Here is a 20132-nt window from a genome sequence, read left to right on the forward strand (position 1 = left end):
AGCGGGCTTATTGATGCGCTGTCTCTTAATGGTCTGTAGGGGCGAGAACTTGCCTCAAGGTGAAGGTATAAGGGAAATGGCTAATCATACGAGTACCATAAGCTTCTACCGATTCTATTCGATACGAAAAGCGGGTGAGCCAGTGGCGGCTGTCAACTCGCTTCATTTATCAATCAGTACCTGCTCTGAAGACATGCAAGCGGTTCATGGCTTTTATCATGCCATCCGTTAACAAAATCTCTGTGCAACGTAATGATTCATCAATGGCAGCATCAATCAACGTTTGTTCTGCGGCTGGTGGTTTGCCTAACACAAAACCCACTACTTTATTTCTGTCACCTGGGTGACCAATGCCAATCCGTAAACGGTAAAAGTTAGGCGTATTTCCTAGCTTACTCTGTATGTCCTTCAAACCGTTATGCCCCCCGTTACTTCCCCCCAGTTTGAGTTTAGCGATGCCGGGGAGCAGATCCAGTTCATCGTGAGCGACCAGAATCTCTTCCGGCAGGATACGGTAAAAGGTTGCCATGGCTGCGACGGCCTTGCCGCTCAAGTTCATAAATGTGGTAGGAACCAACAGTCGGACATCGTGGCCAGCCAAATTAAGACGTGCTGTATAACCGAAGAACTTACTTTCTTCCTTCAATGGCTGGTTGTAGCGCTGTGCCAGCAGGTCAACATACCATGCGCCAGCATTATGCCTCGTTTGGGCATACTCTGCGCCTGGATTTGCTAAGCCAACAATCAATTTTATACTGCTCACAGGGAGATTCACTTTGGTCAATGTAATAAAAAGGGGGCTAGTTTACCTGCCGACGAACGGAATGACAAAAAACAACGCTCACGGGATTTTTTGACCGAAAACTTCAAATAGATTAAAAAAACTTTTTAATTAGCGCGCAAAACTTTAGCTGGCTGTAAAGATTTGTCAGTATTTATTCACCATTTGTGATCGCCTGCTCAATACCCATACAGTGTAAGTGCCTATACTTAACTTAAATAGAGCGGGCTAACAAGTCGCATGTTTTCGATTTTTGCTTAAGTATTCTGGGGGATTTATGAAGCGGAAAAATGCAGGTTTGGTCGGCAACGTTTTAATGGGGTTGGGGATGGTAGCCATGGTTGGTGGTGTCGGATACTCCGTTCTGGCTGAAGTATCACAGTTTAATTTGCCACAGTTTTTTGCTCACGGAGCCATTATGAGTATTTTTATTGGCGCCTTGCTTTGGCTTCTTGGCGCACGTATTGGCGGACGTGAACAGGTTGCGGATCGTTACTGGTGGGTTAAACACTTTGATAAACGTTGCCAGAAAAACCCGTATCGCTCATCACATTGATGACTGAAGGTAGGATAAATAAAGTGCATTGAGGTTCGAGGTTATGTCCGATTATGAGTAAAAAACCCGTTGTTGCTTATGCTTCAACGGGTTTTCTATTTTACTGCTATGTTAAGTTACACAACCTGGTAAAGCGTAAGCTGTGGTTAACTGCACCAGTCAGGAAAATTAGTGTTCAAACATTGCAGAGATTGACTCTTCATTGCTGATACGGCGGATGGCTTCAGCCAGCATACCTGACAACGTCAGAGTGCGAACGTTTTTCAGCGCTTTGATTTCCGGTGATAATGGAACGGTGTCACAGACGATCACTTCATCAATGACCGAGTGTTTGATGTTTTCCACCGCATTACCAGAAAAAATCGGATGCGTTGCGTAAGCAAACACGCGTAGGGCACCGCGTTCTTTCAGCGCTTCCGCCGCTTTACACAAAGTACCCCCGGTATCGATCATGTCATCGACCAACACACAATCACGACCTGCGACATCACCTATGATATGCATCACCTGAGAAACGTTTGCACGGGGGCGACGTTTATCAATGATAGCCATGTCGGTGTCGTTAAGCAGTTTTGCAATAGCGCGAGCGCGGACCACGCCGCCGATATCGGGAGAAACCACAATCGGGTTTACCAGATTCTGTTGCAGCATGTCTTCCAGTAGGATCGGGCTACCGAACACGTTATCTACCGGTACATCGAAGAAGCCTTGGATCTGCTCAGCATGCAGGTCTACTGTCAATACGCGGTCAACCCCTACGCTGGAGAGGAAGTCGGCAACAACTTTCGCAGTGATTGGCACACGTGCAGAACGTACACGGCGATCCTGACGAGCATAACCGAAGTAAGGGATAACAGCAGTAATACGGCCTGCGGAGGCGCGACGCAGGGCATCAACCATAACAACCAGTTCCATCAAGTTGTCGTTGGTGGGTGCACAGGTGGACTGGATGATGAAAATATCACCGCCGCGTACATTTTCGTTGATTTGCACGCTCACTTCGCCGTCGCTAAAACGACCTACAGCGGCGTCACCAAGGCTGGTGTACAAACGGTTGGCAATACGTTGTGCTAGTTCCGGGGTGGCGTTACCAGCAAAAAGCTTCATATCAGGCACGAGAAGAACCTCAGGCATGCGTCCAGAGAAGATATTGTCATACGGCCTTCACCAAGGGGCAGTTGGCTACGCCGAAGCAATATACATACGGGTATGTAAAACTAAATTGAACCGCAGGCAGCGCAGAGATGTCAGGGCCAGATGTGAATGGTCCTATACAGCGAAACGTTGAGTTACGGCTCAAACTGCCCAGAACGTATGCGATGTAGTGGAGAGACGTTAACGCCTCGCGCTACAAAACCTCGCAACCACGACGGGGCTTGATTTAACACCTCAAGGGCAGCGGGCTCGGAGTCGAATTCAGCAAACACACAAGCACCTGTACCAGTAAGGCGTGACGGCGCGTATTGTAACAGCCATGAAAGAAGCTGTTCAACCTCGCGAAAACGTTTTCTTGCGATTGGTTCGCAATCATTTGCGTAAGTGGCCTGTAGCAACGCACTCAGTGGGCGAATAGGGGTATCTCTTTTTAATTCTTTATCAGCAAAAATCATGGGTGTGGGGATGCTGATGCCAGGGTGAGCCACTAAATACCACTTTTCTGCTGGATTGGCCGGTTGCAACTTCTCACCGATCCCTTCAGCAAAGGCTGCGTGCCCACGGATAAATACCGGAACGTCTGCACCGAGTGTCAGCCCCATTTCTGCCAGTTTATCGTCACTCAGGCCACATTGCCAAAGTTCGTTCAGTGCTATCAGCACCGTTGCTGCGTTTGATGAGCCACCCCCGAGGCCGCCGCCCATTGGTAAGCGTTTCTCTATGCTGATGTTCGCGCCGCGAGAAAGCGTAACAATCCCGTGTTCTGAGCAGTAGCGTTGCAACAGATGGGCGGCCCGTACAATCAGGTTCTGCTCATCAGGCACGCCGTCGACCGGGGTCAATAACTGGATACTATTATCCTGACGAGGATGGATGGTGAGTGTATCGCCGTAATCCAGGAATTGGAAAAGCGTTTGTAGCTGGTGGTAACCGTCTGCGCGACGGCCTGTGATATAAAGAAACAGATTAAGTTTTGCCGGTGCGGGCCACTGGTGGGTCATTTAAGCGTCCAGTTATCCATTTTTAGTTTGATGCGCTGGTTACCCTGTTGCAGCTCAAGACGGCTGGGCAAGGGGGGCATCAGGTCGGTATTGTAATCCTGAAAGGTGACTGTCCAGGTCAAATTATCTTGCTGGTAGGTCAGTTTGCTTAGACGATAGCGATCATCAAGAGTGAAATCGGTGGCATCACCGGGTAGGCCGAGCATCCACTGGCGCAGATTATTCAGTGGGATCGCCATTCCAGTCAGTTTTTGGATCATTAGCTGTGGGTCGTTGCTGACATAGCGCTTGCCTTGGTTATCGGTAAGATGCACCACGCTTTTTTGCACGTTCAATTCCAACTCAGTGCTACCAAATGGGTTGATCAGCAGAAGGCGGTAACGCTCGGGTGCGAATTGTTGCCAGAAGAAGCGGGCAGAAACTTTCTTCTCATCGGACAGATAGGCAAAGACACCCCGCGCCTGATACTGTTCAACCTGTTGTACCGCCTGTTCGTGAGCACGCCACTGCGGCGAGGTCGGACTGGTTGCAGGGCCACTCGGTTTATTGAGGGTACACGCAGTCAGTACCAGGCTGGCCAAAGGGATAAGGCGAAGCAAATTTACATTGCGGGTTGGCATAACTTTTTTTTGTCCTTTTGTCCTTACGAGCACGTTCAGAGAAAACTTTTTCAGCGCTCACGCTAGCGGGGGAAAGCTGCAACGTCAATAATGTAATTCAACAGATAACATCAAGAAAATATACTTTCATCTTTCAAGTCGCAGATGTGTTGACCAAGTTATTGGGGCCGCTGACAGTAGCGTTCAAGTCTGATACTGGCAGATTGGGTACTGGCTCAACCCATTGAGCGATCTCCACCCTTTGGTTTGTCGGCTGCTGGCTACCTGTGTCTTGGAGTCAATTGGGTATAACTATATCAGTGATTGTGTGGAACATGCCGTTGTTACTTTTATTGATCCCGCGCATCAAGTAGAATGCCGATCAATGGGAACCCGTACCAAGAGAAGTATTACTCGAAGCAATGACCCTTCTTGCGTTAGGCATTAATCACAAAACTGCTCCGGTTTCTCTGCGAGAACGGGTAACCTTCTCTCCTGAGTCGATCGATAAAGCACTTAATAGCTTGCTCCAACAACCCATGGTGCAGGGTGGTGTAGTGTTGTCGACCTGTAACCGAACCGAGCTGTATCTTAGCGTTGAGCAGCAGGAGCATATCCGTGAACGGCTGATTGCCTGGTTATGTGATTACCATCGTTTGCGCCCGGAAGAAGTCAGTAAGAGCCTCTATTGGCACCACGGTAATGATGCTGTAAGCCATCTGATGCGCGTTGCTAGTGGGTTGGATTCCCTGGTTTTGGGGGAGCCTCAAATCCTCGGTCAGGTTAAGAAAGCCTTTGCCGAATCACGACGTGGCCAGTCACTTTCTGCTGAGCTGGAGCGCCTGTTTCAAAAATCTTTCTCCGTAGCCAAGCGTGTTCGTACCGAAACTGAAATCGGTGCCAGTGCAGTCTCTGTCGCTTTTGCCGCCTGTACGTTAGCCCGTCAGATTTTCGAATCTCTCTCTGAATTGAACGTTTTGCTGGTGGGTGCTGGGGAAACGATTGAATTGGTGGCACGTCACCTGCGAGAGCACAAAGTGCAGCACATGATCATTGCCAACCGAACCCGTGAACGTGCTCAATTGCTGGCCAAAGAGGTGGCGGCAGAAGTGATCACGCTAACTGAGATCGACGAACGCTTGGCTGATGCAGATATTATTATCAGTTCAACAGCCAGCCCATTACCGATCATTGGTAAGGGTATGGTAGAACGTGCATTGAAAGCGCGACGCAACCAACCCATGTTGTTTGTGGATATTGCCGTTCCACGCGATATAGAACCTGAGGTGGGTAAACTGGCGAACGCCTATTTGTACAGTGTGGACGATTTGCATGCGATTATTCAGAGTAATCTGGCGCAACGCAAAGCGGCAGCAGTGCAGGCTGAATCGATTGTCCAGCAGGAAAGCAGTAATTTCATGACATGGTTGCGTGCACAGGGCGCGACAGAAATCATTAGGGACTACCGTTCCCAAGCCGACGAGATCCGCGCGGAAATGGAATCGAAAGCGATTGCGGCTATTGCGCAAGGTGCAAATGTGGAGCAGGTGATCCATGAGCTGGCTTACAAACTAACCAATCGTCTTATTCATGCCCCTACCAAATCCCTCCAGCAAGCCGCCGGCGATGGTGACACGGAGCGGTTAAACATATTACGCGACAGCCTCGGGCTGGATTAGCATTAGTTATCTTTTACTGACAGGGTTTAAAACCACGCATGAAGTCTTCTATTGTTGCCAAACTGGAAGCGTTACAAGAGCGCCATGAGGAAGTTCAGGCGTTACTCGGCGACGCTGGTGTTATTGCCGATCAGGATCGGTTTCGCGCTTTGTCGCGCGAATATGCTCAGTTGTCAGATGTTAGTCGCTGTTTTCTGGAATGGCGTCGAGTTCAGGAAGACATTGCGACAGCCGAAATGATGTTGGATGACCCCGAAATGCGTGAAATGGCGCAAGAAGAGCTTAAAGAGTCCAAAGCGGCGACAGAAGAACTGGAACAACAACTGCAAGTCTTGCTGCTGCCAAAGGACCCTGACGATGAGCGTGGCTGCTTCCTGGAGGTGCGGGCAGGAACCGGCGGTGATGAAGCGGCTATTTTCGCAGGTGATCTCTTTCGCATGTACAGCCGTTATGCAGAAGCGCGCCGTTGGCGCGTTGAGATAATGAGTGCCAACGAAGGCGAACACGGTGGTTACAAAGAGGTGATTGCCAAGGTTTCTGGTGAAGGTGTTTACGGTCAGCTGAAATTTGAATCTGGTGGGCACCGCGTGCAGCGCGTGCCGGAAACCGAATCTCAGGGGCGAATTCACACTTCGGCTTGCACAGTGGCTGTGATGCCGGAAGTGCCCGAAGCCGAAATGCCGGATATCAATCCGGGCGATCTTAAGATCGACACATTCCGTTCATCAGGGGCAGGTGGGCAGCACGTTAATACCACTGACTCAGCAATCCGCATCACCCACTTGCCTACGGGTATTGTCGTTGAGTGTCAGGATGAACGTTCGCAGCACAAGAATAAAGCCAAGGCGATGTCAGTTCTGGGGGCGCGTATCCGTGCCGCTGAGATGGCGAAGCGGCAACAGGAAGAGGCCTCTACGCGCCGTAACCTGTTAGGTAGTGGTGACCGTTCTGACCGTAATCGCACCTATAATTTCCCGCAAGGGCGGGTTACCGATCACCGGATAAACCTGACGCTTTATCGTTTGGACGAAGTAATGGAAGGGAAATTGGATATGTTGATCCAACCCATTGTGCAGGAATACCAGGCCGACCAGTTGGCGGCGCTGTCTGCAGAGCTTGAGTAATGGATTATCAAACCTGGCTGAAACAAGCTGCATCACGCCTTTCACAAAGTGAAAGTGGCAAACGTGATGCAGAGATCCTGCTGGGATACGTCACTGGCCGTACCCGAACTTTCCTGATGGGTTTTGGTGAGACTCTCCTGACACAAAGACAAATAGAACAACTCGATGTTCTGCTGGCTCGCCGTGAGTGCGGTGAGCCTGTGGCTTATTTGGTGGGGGAGCGTGAATTCTGGTCCCTTCCGTTGTCGGTTTCTCCTGCTACTTTGATCCCTCGTCCAGATACTGAATGCTTGGTGGAGCTGGCTCTAGCCCGCTTGCCTGGTATCTCCAGTGCCATTCTGGATCTTGGTACCGGTACCGGTGCGATTGCCTTGGCATTGGCCAGTGAACGGCCTGATTGCCAGGTGATAGGTATTGATCTGCAAGCTGATGCTGTTGCATTGGCTCGTCATAATGCGCAGAAATTGGCAATTGGCAATGCTCAATTCAAGCTAGGGGACTGGTTTACGCCCGTTGTCGGGCAAAAATTCACAATGATTGTCAGCAATCCTCCCTATATCGATCAAGTGGACCTTCATTTGGAGCAGGGAGATGTACGGTTTGAACCCGGTAGTGCATTGGTTGCTGCTGAGAGCGGGTTGGCCGATTTGACGACAATAGTGCAACAGGCACCTGATTTTTTACTGCCTCAAGGTTGGTTGCTGCTTGAGCATGGCTGGCAACAAGGTGAGAATGTGCGAAAGCTGTTGAATGAAGCAGGATTTAACGCGGTTGAAACCCACCGAGACTATGGTGGAAACGAACGTGTAACGCTGGGCCAAAAATCGCAATAAACTACAAGGAAGCTACCATGGCCGCTTATATGGCACTAAAACACCTCCATCTGTTGACGGTTTCCATCAGTATTACATTACTTATAGTGCGTTTCTTCTGGAAGTGGCGTGACTCGCCAATGATGCACAAACGTTGGGTCAAGATAACTCCGCACGTTAATGATACCGTGTTGTTGGTCAGTGGTGCGGCCTTGGTGGTGATGCTCAAACTTTATCCACTCCTAGGTATGAACTCTTGGCTGACCGAGAAATTGTTTGGCGTTATCATCTATATCCTGCTGGGCTATATCGCATTGGGCAAAAAAACGCGAAACTGGGCTACACGTACCTTGGCATTTGTATTGGCTCTGGGTTGCCTGTATCTGATAATTAGACTTGCCATGACGAAAATACCGTTTTTGATGGGATACTTATGAGTAGCATTGCTGATTTTGAATTTAACGCATCCCTCTTGAGTGAAGGCGTGATCTTGGTATCGCAGGCTATACGGCGCGACTTCCCAGTGGCTGATGTGGAGCGCAAACTGCATCTGCTGTCAGAGGAAGCACGTACCACCATCCCGGAAGAGCTTAGTCAAGAAGAACGGTTGGATGCTCTCATTGAATTATTCTTTAAAACCTGGGGTTTTGGTGGGGCTAGCGGCGTTTACCGGCTTTCTGATGCTATCTGGTTAGATAAAGTGCTGGAATCTCGCCAAGGCACTCCGGTGTCGTTGGGAACTATTTTTCTGCATATTGCCCATCAACTCGATTTACCGCTGATGCCGGTGATTTTTCCAACACAGCTAATATTGCGCGGAGATTGGCTGGATGAAGAGATGTGGTTAATCAACCCGCTGAACGGCGAAACGTTGAACGAGCACCAATTAGAGGTTTGGCTTAAAGGTAATCTGGGGTTAGGGGCCGAACTGGAGGATGGCGATCTGGATGAATCAGAAAACATTTTGGTTGTGCGCAAAATGTTGGACATCCTAAAAGCCACGCTGATGGAAGAAAAGCAGATGGAATTAGCGCTGCGAACCAGTGAAACAGTGCTGAATTTTGACCCGGATGATCCTTATGAGATCCGCGACAGAGGGCTGATTTATGCTCAGTTGGAGTGTAACCATATTGCTATTTCCGATCTGAACTATTTTGTTGAGCAGTGCCCGGAAGATCCGGTCAGTGAAGTGATAAAAATTCAAATCCATGCCATTGAACTGAAACAGGTCACACTGCATTAATTAATTTTGATTTATCTTTATTAAAGGCGAAAGCATGAAACAGAAAGTGGTTAGCATTGGTGACATCAACGTAGCGAACGATCTACCGTTTGTGCTGTTTGGCGGCATGAACGTGCTTGAGTCACGCGATTTGGCGATGCGTATTTGCGAACACTACGTCACAGTGACCCAAAAACTGGGCATTCCTTACGTTTTCAAAGCCTCTTTTGATAAAGCCAACCGTTCTTCTATTCATTCCTATCGTGGGCCTGGTATGGAAGAAGGAATGAAAATCTTCCAGGAAATCAAAAGTACCTTTGGTGTTAAGGTGATCACCGATGTGCACGAAGTGGCCCAAGCGCAACCGGTTTCTGAAGTGGTTGATGTGATCCAGTTGCCAGCTTTTTTGGCACGGCAGACCGATCTGGTAGAAGCGATGGCCAAGACTGGTGCGGTGATCAACGTCAAAAAACCGCAGTTTGTCAGCCCTGGTCAGATGGGTAATATCGTTGATAAATTCAAAGAAGGTGGCAACGACCAGGTTATCTTGTGTGACCGCGGTAGCAACTTTGGTTATGACAATCTGGTTGTGGACATGCTGGGAATTAACGTGATGAAAAATGTCACTGGCGGTCACCCCGTGATCTTTGATGTAACCCACGCATTGCAAACCCGTGATCCTTTCGGTGCGGCTTCCGGTGGTCGTCGCGCGCAGGTGACCGAATTGGCTCGTGCCGGTATGGCCGTGGGGCTGGCAGGGCTGTTTATTGAAGCTCATCCAGAACCCAACAGTGCCAAGTGCGATGGTCCTTCGGCATTGCCTCTAGACAAACTGGAACCGTTCCTGAAACAAATGAAAGCCATTGATGAACTGGTGAAAAGCTTCCCAGAGCTGGATACCAGTAATTAAGCTGACCGCTGGGCGGTGTCCTTTAATTGCACGTGAATCGTGCTGTGAGTTTATTTAACCTTTATATTTGAGGCATTCTCTCCGTTAGGAGGGAATGCCGACGTTGCAAACACCCACAACTTGAAATATAACGAGTCTATGCCGAAGAACTGTTAATGTAATGCAGGGTGATTAACACTTACCAAAAATTACTGTGCACCGGCTTTTTCTAATAACGTCACTATGCTATCCAACCCTCTTTTCTTGGCATGCTGTAATGCTGTTATTCCCCCTTTATCTTTCACATTAACGTTAGCCCCAGCTGTAATCAATTGTTTAACGATATCTTGATAAACAGCTGTATCTTTCCCTAAAATTGCCACTTCCAATAGGCTTGTCCATCCTAAATTATTAATATGATTAACATCTATCCCAGCAGCGATGAGTAAGCTAACAGCTTCAGGGTGACCTTTTTCACTCGCGGGTATCAATGCATTACCACCATAGCGATTTGTGCTGTTGAGATCAGCACCATGAGAAAGTGTCATTTTTAAAATATCGATACGCCCTTCAGCGCCAGCAACAAGATATGGACTATCTTGTTGTTGATCTTTCGCATTAACATCGGCACCTCTTTCAATAAGCGCTTTCGCGACTTCGGGATGATTTTTCCAAGTGGCTAATAATAATGGAGTACGCTGCTTTTCATCACGGACATCTACGTTTATATTTTGTTTTAAAAGGGATTTTACGGTGCTTAAATCTCCCTTTTCTGCACTCATTAATAAACTGCTTTCAGCAGTCTTAATTTTAGTCAGATTGCTCTCACTGAAATCAGTGCTGACCTGAGTCTGAGAGTTAGCTAGCGATATACTGGACGTTAATGTTGATGAAGCCAATACAAATAAGGAAGAGGTCAAGATGATAGATTTTGTCATGTAAAATCCTTATTGTTAATTGCATGACACACTAACATATATGGAAAATACGTCTAACGAAAGGACGAGTGAACTCTCCCTTTTCGGTGATGCCTCCCATTGGTTCTGTCGAATTAGCGTAGGGAAGTTAACAACAGTTGTGCTGCCGGTTATTTAGGTGGCCAACTGATAAAATTGTTCCGCGGCTGACAATTCATCATTTTCAAGAGAGATAAAAAACGCATCACATCCTGCATGAGCACTCCAGCCCGTCTCTTTTTCTGATCCTGGTGTAGCCTGTCACTTATTGAAGCTGGCGTTGGGAATGGCTTAATGCGCGTGTCAGGACATAAAGAAGGAAGACGGCTATTACGGGTTATTGGAATGTACCAAGCGAATAGCTGATAACTCAGAAAAAAACTGAAGGTCAGGCTATTAGAAATAAGAAAGGATTTAACGAAAATAGGCGATGCAGAGTTTACGACCGCATTCGAGGTGGAGCAAAAATCTTGGGAACGCTATAAAAACGACCGATGTAAATACATAACAACGGGGATGAATATGCACGGGAGCGCTTATCAATTTCAGTTTGATGTATGTAATACAAAGGAAAATTATAGGCGACTGGAAACTTTGGTAGGAGATCCGCCCTCCAGCTAGTGCTACAAGTGGGAGTGATGTAGGTTATGCTTTCCTATCGAGTAAAACTCCGCAACGACTATGGAGTGAGTGGTTTGTATAAAAACTGAATTAAGGGACACGTCTTAGTGTGTACTCGACAGGCGTCCAACATGGGACAAGGCAAAGTAACTGAAGGCAAAAGCGAATTGCATACTCAAAAACGCTAGAAAGAAAAAACCCCAAGCTTATCAAAAGCATGGGGCTTATATATGGCGGTGAGAGAGGGGTTCGAACCCTCGATACACTTTCGCGTATACACACTTTCCAGGCGTGCTCCTTCAGCCACTCAGACACCTCACCGTTTTGTTGCGTATTACGTAGTGCAACGGGGCGCTACTATAGGGAGAGTCAGTTAACTGGTCAAGGATATTTTCGCAGTTTTAACGCAGGTGGTTAAGCTGTGGCCACTTTGCTGCAAACTCAAGCGCAATTGTATTTGTTTGATGGTTTTTACGTAGTAGATGTCACTTTATATCCCGCACCAAAACGCCACATAGGTAACGCAGTTATACGCTAGGCTGCCCGTCAGCGGCGCTCCCGTGCAATTGAGGGACACAGCCTAATAATCTGGTTGTAAGCAGCTAACTGTGTTGCGGTATTAAGAACCCTATTTAGGACTGAGTAAGACGGGTAATGTGAAATAAATGTAAATACAATGTGACATTAAACACAAAAACATACTGATTTAATTCTAATTTTTCAAAAAAAATCATGTTAAAAAACTACCAGCAGATCTATTTCTAAAGCAGAATTATCTCAACTGCATAATTAATATGATTATTTATGTGAATTTTTTATTGCTGAGAAAAGTAATGCGCGTTTCGACCGGATCTTGTCCCATCCTGTATATACGGGTATATGTTAATAAATGTGTTAAACAGCAGTTAGAGAAAATTCATGTGTAACCGCGTTTTGTTGGCTTGAATAAGACCCCGTTAGCTTCAAAATGCAGGTGAACGATCAACAAATGATCAATGAGTTTTAGACTAATTTGAACGCTGTTGCAGTTGCAGCATAGGGGATGAGTTATGCAGCCAGCCATTATAGGCGGTCGAGGTATACACACTATAGAAACGTCAGTCTCGTCGTGCTGCCATCATTAGGCTGTGTCCCTTAACTGCCCGCCAATGGCGTCAGCCCGTAGGGGTTGTGACGGCACCACGGACAGTTAAGGGACACAGCCTGGCATCGACTTAATAAAAAGGATCTTATCTATGTATGCATCAAACACCTTTGCGCGAACCGAAGTACAAGCCCTTAATGGATATAATGCTGGACTGTCAATTGAAGCCGTACAAGAAAGACATGGCGTTTTACGGGTCGCCAAGCTTGGTAGCAATGAAAATCCACTGGGTATCTCACCAAAGGCATTAGCTGCATTGACAGCAGAAGCTCACCAGGCTGCACTTTATCCCAACCAGTCTTGCGGCATATTGCGTAATGCTCTTGCGCACAAACTGGCTATTGATGGAAAAAATCTGGTTTTTGGCAATGGTTCTGAAGATTTACTCAGTATTATTTGTCGGGTATTTCTTGATCATGGCGATCAGGTGGTGACTATTCTACCCTCGTTCGGCTTGCATATTATCTATCCACAAGCAGCAGGAGCAGAAGTAATAGGCGTTCCTATGGGATCTGATATGCGCGTTGATGTTCAGGCTCTTATGGCTGCGATGACGCCCCGCACACGTTTATTAATGTTTTCATCGCCGTCCAACCCTGTCGGCTCTGCGCTTAATAGTGCAGAGTTACAGTATGTTATTGATAACTTGCCACCACATACTTTGCTCGTCTTTGACGAAGCTTACTTCGAATACGCAAACGGTGAAGCAGATTACCCAGACTGTTTGGAGATGCTGCAAAAAAGTCAGTGTCATTATATCGTCTTAAGAACATTCTCAAAGGCTTATGCCCTAGCTGGTTTGCGTATTGGTTATGGTATAACCAGTGATCCTGCATTGGCAGAATTAATTGATCGTCTACGTACACCGTTTAATGTCAATCGTTGCGCGCAGGCTGCCGCTACTGCGGCTCTGGCTGATAATGAACATTTGATTGCCAGCATTCAACATGTGCGTAGTGAACGCTCTCGAATAAATAAAGTTTTGCAGCAAGATTTAGGCTTACAGCCTATTCCTTCGCTAGCTAACTTTATTTTTTTCTCTAGTCCGTTGGCCGTGGATTCAGTAAATTTATCGCTATTACAACAGGGAGTTATTACTAAACCTTGGGCAGAGGCTGGATATCGTCAATTTTTACGTGTTTCGATTGGAAGCTGTGAGGATAATAATCTTTTTCTTCAGGCGTTAGAGAATGCTTTGCACCAATAAGATGTATACCCTTCATTCTTCAAGTTGCATGGGTGTTGGCTTCGTCCGTTCGCACCCGTCACAGAGTGAGCTATGCCCCTGGCGACTCTCAGACTTGCCGCCTACATGCAACTCGAATTATTTTGGGTATATGTCAGTTAATTGAGGGTAATACATGATGCCAATGTTAATGCCTTTTTTTGAGTAGCCTTAATTTTAGCGAGGATCCTGATGACTACGCCAAAAACACCACCTTTGATCGAAGCACGAGTAATTGACTTTATTCCAGAAGATGAGAGACATGGAAAGCCATTCAGCCAATTTACTTTGTGGTTCGGTGCTAACTTGCAAATTACGGCAATTGTTACAGGTGCACTTGCTGTTGTTCTTGGTGGGGATGCATTCTGGTCAATCATAGGGTTAATGCTTGGCCAGGTCATCGGCGGAGCCATAATGGCTCTGCACGGTATGCAAGGACCAAAGCTCGGTTTACCTCAAATGGTGACCAGCCGTGCACAATTTGGCGTACTGGGCGCATCGATTCCTATTGTATTGGTTTGTACGCTTTACATGGGGTTTAATACCACAGGGCTTATTTTGGCTGGGCAGGCGATCTCACAGTTGGCCCATGTTAGCAGCACAGCGGGTATTCTCACCTTTGCCGCCATCGTTATCATCTCTGCGATGATTGGTTATCGTTTGATTCACCGTTTAGGGCGTGTTGCGACGGTACTTGGCATACTCGCTTTCACTTATCTTTTTATTCGTTTACTGACGATAAATGATATCTCTCTATTATTAGAAAATCGTCATTTTCAATGGGATAAATTTTTAATTGCTGTTTCGCTTTCAGCATCATGGCAGATTTCATTTTCGCCTTATGCATCGGACTATTCACGTTACCTTCCTAGTAAAACGCCATCGTCGAAAGTTTTTTTTGCCATTTGGTCAGGTTCGGTTATTGGTTCACAAATATCAATGGTATTAGGCGTATTTGCTGCGGCACTGGCCGGTAGTCAGTTTTCAGGTAATGAGGTTGGTTATATCGTTAGTCTGGGGGCTAACGGTATTATGGCAGCGCTACTTTATTTCAGTATTGCTTTTGGAAAGGTAACTATTTCAACCCTGAACGCCTATGGTAGTCTTATGTGCCTCACCACGATCATCAGTGGCTTCAAGGGGAATATTAACCATAATAAGTACCAGAGATTGGCTGTTGTGATTTTTATTGTTGGCGTTTCCACCTGTTTGGCATTTTTGGCTAAAGATGATTTTTTGAGGGCATTTAGAGCATTTTTGCTTTTTTTACTGACATTTTTTACGCCTTGGGCGGCCATTAACATAGCTAGCTTCTATTTTGTATCTAAAGGGCATTATGATAATGCTTCATTACTTGACCCTGATGGATGCTATGGGCGTTGGAATTTTTTTGGTATCAGTATTTATTTTTTAGGTGTTTTAATTCAAATTCCATTTATTTCAACCACACTCTACACAGGGCCGATATATACTTGGTTAGGTACTGATATTTCATGGATAGTGGGGTTAATCGTTCCGGCTACGCTTTACTCTGTTTTTGGTCATCAGAAGGCTAACGTATTGCGATCGCTAGAAAACAGTCATTAAGCAGCGATGTTTGCCGCACGCATTATTCCCACCTACCTGAAGCTTACAGTGAAGCGGTATTAAGCGCGGTTATTTAGTCTTGCTTTAGTCTTGCGCTCAAACGAGCACCATGGGTGCTCGTTTATCATTAGTAGCATAGCGCTTAGGGTACATATGTTACTGAAGTTGCATGTACCACTTGTAAAGTGGATCAGAAAATAAAGGATTTACCCTGCTTAAGCGCCAAATCGCAAGCTTTCTGTTTCACTTTCTCGGTAATTTCTGAATTCCCTAAGCTATTCAGATCCAATTTTTTACCGTCACCTGTACTCAGCAAACCGTCAATGCCTTGCTGAAAATCTGCGCTTTTTGCACTAGCTGGGTTAGCGGTATCCAGTTTATCAAGTAACTTATCCTTCACCGCCGCCGCGTCACCCCCAGAAAGGATGTTATTTTTCACACAGTATTGCAAGATACCTGCAGCGTTGTTCATGTTACCCGCGCTAAGGGCCTTTTCACCACCGTTTAACAACCCAGTGAGTGAAGACAGTGACATACTTTCACCGCTCGCGCCGCCACCTGATTTGCTTAACTGACCGGCCGCGCTGTTGATAGAATCCATCAACCCAGCAGCCTGAACAGTACTTGCAACCATGACAGTGCCCATGGTTAATGCTAGCAATAAGCGATGTGTCGTGCTCATAAAGGTAAATCTCCTGTATCTTCAAAATGAATGGTATTGTTGCTGCTTAAATCATAGCCTTCAATATTGCGTATTCCGACAATTTCCTTTTCTCGTACAGCCAAACAGTTTTCGGATTGATTGCCGTCGACGCTGAAGACGACTACCTGTACATCGTGTGCTTCATAAAGATAGGACAATAGAGAGAAACTACCATACCAAAAAATAAAAAAACAAATTTATTAAAAGTTTGAGGAGGCGGAGGGAATAAATAGACTTATATACTCTAAATAATTCGAGTTGCATGAAGGTGGCAACGCAGCGAATCCCCAGGAATTTACTTATGCAAGGGACTCGAGTGAGCGAGGAAAGTCAACACACATATAGTTTGAACTATGACGAGTAAAGCTGTTGGGGTTGATGATTGCGTACAATTTTGGCTTATCAGAGGGAGTGTAAACTGACGAGAGTTTCATTAACTGAGACCCGCAACACAGCCCTTGGTTATCACATTGAAGATTCAACTTGCCGCATTTGGACGTTAACTCAGGCTTTTGTTAAATTTGGCGGTGAGGGAGGGGTTCGAACCCTCGATACGCTTTCACGTATACACACTTTCCAGGCGTGCTCCTTCAGCCACTCAGACACCTCACCGTTTTGCCATTAACAGCGCTCTATGCTGTTAATGGGGCTAATGTAGGAGAGTCGAATGCCAACGTCAATACTCTTCTTCTATAAGCAAGTCTGTTAAGCCAAAATGACAACAATCTGCTGATTTGACAGACGAATATTGCTTTAGCGGTGCGCGATGGTGTTAAACGTTGCCATTAGCCGAACGCAAACAGGTAAATCTAGTTTTATGCTTGAGTCGACAAATAAAGTGGGAAAAGACACATACAAATCCAAAGGAAGCCAACAATGAACATCATTTTCTATCATCCGTATTTTGACGTGCAGGATTGGTTGACGGGAATGGCTCAACGCCTGCCGCAAGCCAACCTCAGGGCATGGAAGCCGGGAGACGATCGTCCTGCTGATTATGCACTCGTGTGGCGCCAGCCTCATGAAATGCTGGCAAATCGGCGTGATCTGAAAGGTGTGTTTGTCTTGGGAGCAGGGGTTGATGGCGTCTTGGAGCAGGAGCGTCAACACCCAGGGACTTTGCCTGCCGGAGTTCCGTTGCTCAGGCTAGAGGATACTGGCATGGTGCAACAGATGAAGGAATATGCGCTGGCATGCGTTTTACGCTATTTCCGCCGTTTTGATGAGTACCAATTACAGCAGCAGAAACAAGAGTGGTTACCATTAGAACCCCATCAACAAGGCAATTTTACGGTCGGCATTCTAGGGGCTGGGGTGTTGGGAGGAGGTGTGGCCCAAAAACTGGTGGAGTTTGGCTTTAACGTGCGTTGCTGGAGCCGCAGCCACAAAAATATCGCAGGCGTACAAAGTTTTGCTGGAAAGGAACAGCTAATCGCGTTTCTTGATGGGACACGTCTATTGATCAATCTGTTGCCGAATACGCCGGAAACGGTCGGTATTCTAAATCGGCGCTTGTTTACCCGTCTGGTGCCGGGGGCCTATTTGATTAATCTGGCTCGTGGAACGCATCTGGTGGAAGACGATCTGCTGCTGATGCTGGAGCAAGGGCAAATTGCAGCAGCGACGCTTGATGTGTTCGTTAAAGAACCACTACCGCAACCCCATGCATTCTGGCTTCATCCCCGTGTCACCATGACGCCACATATTGCTGCTGTTACTTTACCTGAACAGGCGATGGATCAGGTCAGTGCGAATATTCTGGCTATTGAAGGCGGAAAGTCACCGACTGGACTGGTGGATATCCAACGCGGCTACTAGATGATTTCATTAACCGTACGTGAGGGGGGGGGTGGCGGCCATTGGTGCTCAGAGTCATGCATGAGTCACACAGTTTGGTGGTGCAAATAAGCGGCTAACAACCTAGCAATGCGCTAAAATGCTCGCAGCCCCAAGGGGACACCCCAAAAGCCATCCGCCTTGATGACAGGCTTTTGCGTTTGCGACGGCAAGGCATAAGGGACACAGTCTAGTGATCCTGGTGGACGTTTAAAGAAGGAAGATAAATGTATCCTGTTGATTTACATATGCATACCGTTGCCAGTAGCCATGCCTATAGTACTCTGCACGACTATATCGCTGAAGCAAAGCGCAAAGGCATAACGCTGTTTGCAATCACTGACCATGGGCCTGATATGGCAGATGCGCCGCATTACTGGCACTTTATGAATATGCGTGTCTGGCCGCGTCTGGTGGATGGGGTTGGTATCCTGCGTGGTATTGAAGCTAATATCAAAAACCTAGCCGGTGATATTGACTGTACCGGCCCAATGCTCAATGAAATTGACCTGATCATTGCTGGATTTCATGAGCCGGTTTTTGCGCCTCAAGGCAAAGCCGCTAACACTGAAGCGATGATTGCCGCTATGGCACAGGGGGACGTTCATATCATCAGTCATCCTGGCAACCCGAAGTATCCTATCGACATCCCTGCGGTAGCGGCGGCAGCGGCGCAGTATGACGTCGCGTTGGAGCTCAATAACTCCTCCTTTAGCCATTCGCGCAAGGGAAGTGAAGAGAATTGTCGCGCTATAGCGGCTGCGGTACGTGATGCGGGAGGATGGTTGGCTCTTGGCTCTGATTCGCACGTGGCTTTTTCTCTTGGCGGTTTTGAACACTGTGAACGTATTATTGAGGACGTTGCTTTTCCGTCAGCGCGTATCCTGAACGAGTCACCGCGCCGCATACTGGACTTTCTTGAGCAGCGCGGTAAGCCCGCGATTGCGGAGTTGGCCGTTCTGTGACATCGTCGCGGAAAATTTTTTGTCTTGTATAGGGCGTTATCATGAATGAGTTTTCTGTTGTTTGCCGGGTGTTGGGTACTCTTTTTTATCGCCAGCCGCAGGATCCGTTACTGGTACCACTTTTGACCCTGATCACAGAGGGAAAACTTAAGCAGCATTGGCCGCTGGAACAGGATGAATTACTGACTCGTCTACAACAGCATTGTGATGCCCATTTATTAGCCACTGATTTCAATGCGCTGTTTGTTGGCAGTGAATGTAGTGTTTCACCGTTCCGTTCGGCCTATATTGCAGACGCAAACGAGATGCAAGTACGCGTTTTCCTGCAGCAACGTGGCATGCCTTTGGGCGAACCTCCGGTCGATCACTTTGGTTTGTTACTGCTAGCGGCCTCTTGGCTGGAAGATCAATCGCAAGAAGACGAGACACAGGCACAAATCACCTTGTTTGATGAGTTTTTACTGCCGTGGTGCGCGCGTTTTCTGGGTAAGGTTGAAGCGCATGCAACCAACAGTTTCTATCGGACTTTGGCTGTACTGACCCGTGAGGCGATTGCTACAATGCGTGATGAGCTGGCTGAATATGAGCAGCAGGAAGAAGAACCGGGCGAAGACGAGTAGTGTGATAGGGGCGCAGTTGATGCAAAACTGCGCCCTGAAGGATTGTTAGTCGGTGAAAGGGATCACCAACTGACCCGGTTTGACTTCCAGTCCCTTGGCCAGTTTTCGCGCCAGCGCCTCGGTTTTACTTCTCTCTGGTTCCAGAACAAACGCTGGCTGTAGATCGAAATAGGCTTTCAGTGATTGATTGAGATAAGGCGTCAGTGCTTTCATCACCGTATCCATCTTTTCCGGTTGCACTTTGTAATCAATCAACTCCATTTCTTTAAGGAATATTGCCCCCTTCTCAGGGTCATAGATGGGCTGTGCTTTCAATGTCAGTTGCAGCTCTGCATCCTGCGGCCCGAGTATCGAGGTGATACTCACCTTGGCATTGCCAGATAGCGTGACTTTGCCCGGTTCAGTGCGGCCTATCTGGCTTTGCAACTGGGTTAACACGATATTGGCATCAACCAGCCCCTGTACCCCAATTTGCTTTTTATAGTTATTGTGTTTTTGCAGGTAATCATTCACTTCCTGCTCACTGATGGTGTATTGGGTTAATGGGGTGCAACCAGCAAGCAGGCTGGCAAATACCAGTACTGCTATGCTCATTAAGATCTTTTTCATTCGTTCCTCGTAACACTGTCGATGGATATGCTGGAGAACATAGATTTT

The 20132-nt window shown here is 47.1% G+C and carries 20 protein-coding genes and 2 tRNA genes; 13 read left to right on the forward strand and 9 right to left on the reverse strand.

What is annotated here, in order from left to right; genetic code table 11:
- Positions 1-169: 169 nt before the first annotated feature.
- Positions 170-763, reverse strand: a complete 594-nt coding sequence (gene pth, locus OK023_RS07320; protein WP_317696391.1) for an aminoacyl-tRNA hydrolase — start codon at positions 761-763, stop codon at positions 170-172.
- Positions 764-1058: 295 nt separating this feature from the next.
- Between pth and ychH the strand changes: the two genes are divergently transcribed.
- Positions 1059-1337, forward strand: coding sequence for a stress-induced protein YchH (ychH, locus tag OK023_RS07325; protein ID WP_317696394.1), 279 nt, complete (start codon positions 1059-1061; stop codon positions 1335-1337).
- A 168-nt stretch (positions 1338-1505) separates the two neighbouring features.
- On the opposite strand, the gene prs is transcribed toward ychH, so the two are convergent.
- The 3 genes from prs to lolB form a co-directional block, all read right to left on the reverse strand.
- Complete coding sequence (prs, locus tag OK023_RS07330; protein WP_317696396.1) at positions 1506-2453, reverse strand: ribose-phosphate diphosphokinase; 948 nt, start codon at positions 2451-2453, stop codon at positions 1506-1508.
- A 173-nt stretch (positions 2454-2626) separates the two neighbouring features.
- Positions 2627-3493, reverse strand: coding sequence for a 4-(cytidine 5'-diphospho)-2-C-methyl-D-erythritol kinase (ispE, locus tag OK023_RS07335; RefSeq protein ID WP_317696399.1), 867 nt, complete (start codon positions 3491-3493; stop codon positions 2627-2629).
- Positions 3490-4113 (reverse strand): lipoprotein insertase outer membrane protein LolB, encoded by a 624-nt coding sequence (lolB, locus tag OK023_RS07340; RefSeq protein WP_317696402.1) that lies wholly within the window; start codon positions 4111-4113, stop codon positions 3490-3492. Before lolB ends, ispE begins: the two co-directional genes overlap by 4 nt.
- Before the next feature lie 401 nt (positions 4114-4514).
- Between lolB and hemA the strand changes: the two genes are divergently transcribed.
- From hemA to kdsA, 6 genes are read left to right on the forward strand one after another with little or no spacing between them, the layout of a single operon-like run.
- Positions 4515-5771, forward strand: a complete 1257-nt coding sequence (hemA, locus tag OK023_RS07345) for a glutamyl-tRNA reductase (RefSeq protein WP_317696404.1) — start codon at positions 4515-4517, stop codon at positions 5769-5771.
- A gap of 38 nt (positions 5772-5809) precedes the next feature.
- On the forward strand, positions 5810-6895 hold the full coding sequence (prfA, locus tag OK023_RS07350; protein WP_317696406.1) for a peptide chain release factor 1: 1086 nt from the start codon (positions 5810-5812) through the stop codon (positions 6893-6895).
- Positions 6895-7728, forward strand: a complete 834-nt coding sequence (prmC, locus tag OK023_RS07355) for a peptide chain release factor N(5)-glutamine methyltransferase (protein ID WP_317696409.1) — start codon at positions 6895-6897, stop codon at positions 7726-7728. The genes prfA and prmC overlap by 1 nt, the downstream gene beginning before the upstream one ends.
- A gap of 17 nt (positions 7729-7745) precedes the next feature.
- Positions 7746-8144 carry a SirB2 family protein gene (locus tag OK023_RS07360; protein WP_317696411.1) on the forward strand — a complete coding sequence of 133 codons (399 nt, stop codon included), beginning with the start codon at positions 7746-7748 and terminating at the stop codon, positions 8142-8144.
- Positions 8141-8950: an invasion regulator SirB1 gene (sirB1, locus tag OK023_RS07365; protein WP_317696414.1), complete on the forward strand. Its 810-nt coding sequence runs from the start codon at positions 8141-8143 to the stop codon at positions 8948-8950. The genes OK023_RS07360 and sirB1 overlap by 4 nt, the downstream gene beginning before the upstream one ends.
- A 34-nt stretch (positions 8951-8984) precedes the next feature.
- On the forward strand, positions 8985-9839 hold the full coding sequence (kdsA, locus tag OK023_RS07370) for a 3-deoxy-8-phosphooctulonate synthase (protein WP_317696419.1): 855 nt from the start codon (positions 8985-8987) through the stop codon (positions 9837-9839).
- A 188-nt stretch (positions 9840-10027) separates the two neighbouring features.
- Here the strand turns inward: kdsA and OK023_RS07375 are convergent, their stop codons facing one another.
- Positions 10028-10756, reverse strand: a complete 729-nt coding sequence (locus OK023_RS07375; RefSeq protein ID WP_317696423.1) for an ankyrin repeat domain-containing protein — start codon at positions 10754-10756, stop codon at positions 10028-10030.
- Positions 10757-11155: 399 nt separating this feature from the next.
- Here OK023_RS07375 and OK023_RS19165 point away from each other — a divergent pair, with 399 nt between their 5' ends.
- Positions 11156-11395, forward strand: a complete 240-nt coding sequence (locus tag OK023_RS19165; RefSeq protein WP_411569410.1) for a hypothetical protein — start codon at positions 11156-11158, stop codon at positions 11393-11395.
- 231 nt (positions 11396-11626) lie between these two features.
- On the opposite strand, the gene OK023_RS07380 is transcribed toward OK023_RS19165, so the two are convergent.
- A tRNA-Ser gene (locus OK023_RS07380) sits at positions 11627-11716 on the reverse strand.
- Between the two features lie 914 nt (positions 11717-12630).
- Here OK023_RS07380 and hisC point away from each other — a divergent pair.
- Together hisC and OK023_RS07390 are read left to right on the forward strand one after the other, a co-directional pair.
- Positions 12631-13746 (forward strand): histidinol-phosphate transaminase, encoded by a 1116-nt coding sequence (hisC, locus tag OK023_RS07385; RefSeq protein WP_317696428.1) that lies wholly within the window; start codon positions 12631-12633, stop codon positions 13744-13746.
- A gap of 210 nt (positions 13747-13956) precedes the next feature.
- Positions 13957-15351, forward strand: coding sequence for a cytosine permease (locus OK023_RS07390; protein WP_317696430.1), 1395 nt, complete (start codon positions 13957-13959; stop codon positions 15349-15351).
- Positions 15352-15541: 190 nt separating this feature from the next.
- On the opposite strand, the gene OK023_RS07395 is transcribed toward OK023_RS07390, so the two are convergent.
- Together OK023_RS07395 and OK023_RS07400 are read right to left on the reverse strand one after the other, a co-directional pair.
- Positions 15542-16033 carry a DUF2501 domain-containing protein gene (locus OK023_RS07395; protein ID WP_317696433.1) on the reverse strand — a complete coding sequence of 164 codons (492 nt, stop codon included), beginning with the start codon at positions 16031-16033 and terminating at the stop codon, positions 15542-15544.
- 543 nt (positions 16034-16576) lie between these two features.
- A tRNA-Ser gene (locus OK023_RS07400) sits at positions 16577-16666 on the reverse strand.
- Between the two features lie 264 nt (positions 16667-16930).
- Between OK023_RS07400 and ghrA the strand changes: the two genes are divergently transcribed.
- From ghrA to OK023_RS07415, 3 genes are all read left to right on the forward strand, one after another.
- Complete coding sequence (gene ghrA, locus OK023_RS07405; protein ID WP_317696437.1) at positions 16931-17872, forward strand: glyoxylate/hydroxypyruvate reductase GhrA; 942 nt, start codon at positions 16931-16933, stop codon at positions 17870-17872.
- A gap of 245 nt (positions 17873-18117) precedes the next feature.
- A complete protein-coding gene (locus OK023_RS07410; protein ID WP_317696439.1) occupies positions 18118-18855 on the forward strand; it encodes a phosphatase in 738 nt (245 codons plus the stop codon).
- Positions 18856-18896: 41 nt separating this feature from the next.
- On the forward strand, positions 18897-19475 hold the full coding sequence (locus tag OK023_RS07415; protein WP_317696441.1) for a molecular chaperone: 579 nt from the start codon (positions 18897-18899) through the stop codon (positions 19473-19475).
- 45 nt (positions 19476-19520) lie between these two features.
- Here the strand turns inward: OK023_RS07415 and OK023_RS07420 are convergent, their stop codons facing one another.
- The gene (locus OK023_RS07420) at positions 19521-20084 is read right to left on the reverse strand and encodes a lipoprotein (RefSeq protein ID WP_317696443.1); all 564 of its coding nucleotides are present in this window, start codon (positions 20082-20084) and stop codon (positions 19521-19523) included.
- Positions 20085-20132 lie beyond the last annotated feature (48 nt).

Origin of the sequence: Serratia sp. UGAL515B_01, from assembly GCF_033095805.1 — a bacterium.
In the GTDB taxonomy this organism is placed as follows: Bacteria; Pseudomonadota; Gammaproteobacteria; order Enterobacterales; family Enterobacteriaceae; genus Chania.

Excerpts from the sequence above, each read along its gene's own strand:
- prfA (WP_317696406.1), top strand. The coding sequence starts at position 5,810 with ATGAAGTCTTCTATTGTTGCCAAACTGGAAGCGTTACAAGAGCGCCAT.
- OK023_RS07390 (WP_317696430.1), top strand. The coding sequence starts at position 13,957 with ATGACTACGCCAAAAACACCACCTTTGATCGAAGCACGAGTAATTGAC.
- kdsA (WP_317696419.1), top strand. The coding sequence starts at position 8,985 with ATGAAACAGAAAGTGGTTAGCATTGGTGACATCAACGTAGCGAACGAT.
- hemA (WP_317696404.1), top strand. The coding sequence starts at position 4,515 with ATGACCCTTCTTGCGTTAGGCATTAATCACAAAACTGCTCCGGTTTCT.
- sirB1 (WP_317696414.1), top strand. The coding sequence starts at position 8,141 with ATGAGTAGCATTGCTGATTTTGAATTTAACGCATCCCTCTTGAGTGAA.
- OK023_RS07410 (WP_317696439.1), top strand. The coding sequence starts at position 18,118 with ATGTATCCTGTTGATTTACATATGCATACCGTTGCCAGTAGCCATGCC.
- OK023_RS07415 (WP_317696441.1), top strand. The coding sequence starts at position 18,897 with ATGAATGAGTTTTCTGTTGTTTGCCGGGTGTTGGGTACTCTTTTTTAT.
- OK023_RS07395 (WP_317696433.1), bottom strand. The coding sequence starts at position 16,033 with ATGAGCACGACACATCGCTTATTGCTAGCATTAACCATGGGCACTGTC.
- OK023_RS07420 (WP_317696443.1), bottom strand. The coding sequence starts at position 20,084 with ATGAAAAAGATCTTAATGAGCATAGCAGTACTGGTATTTGCCAGCCTG.
- ghrA (WP_317696437.1), top strand. The coding sequence starts at position 16,931 with ATGAACATCATTTTCTATCATCCGTATTTTGACGTGCAGGATTGGTTG.
- ychH (WP_317696394.1), top strand. The coding sequence starts at position 1,059 with ATGAAGCGGAAAAATGCAGGTTTGGTCGGCAACGTTTTAATGGGGTTG.
- ispE (WP_317696399.1), bottom strand. The coding sequence starts at position 3,493 with ATGACCCACCAGTGGCCCGCACCGGCAAAACTTAATCTGTTTCTTTAT.
- prmC (WP_317696409.1), top strand. The coding sequence starts at position 6,895 with ATGGATTATCAAACCTGGCTGAAACAAGCTGCATCACGCCTTTCACAA.
- OK023_RS07375 (WP_317696423.1), bottom strand. The coding sequence starts at position 10,756 with ATGACAAAATCTATCATCTTGACCTCTTCCTTATTTGTATTGGCTTCA.
- hisC (WP_317696428.1), top strand. The coding sequence starts at position 12,631 with ATGTATGCATCAAACACCTTTGCGCGAACCGAAGTACAAGCCCTTAAT.
- lolB (WP_317696402.1), bottom strand. The coding sequence starts at position 4,113 with ATGCCAACCCGCAATGTAAATTTGCTTCGCCTTATCCCTTTGGCCAGC.
- OK023_RS07360 (WP_317696411.1), top strand. The coding sequence starts at position 7,746 with ATGGCCGCTTATATGGCACTAAAACACCTCCATCTGTTGACGGTTTCC.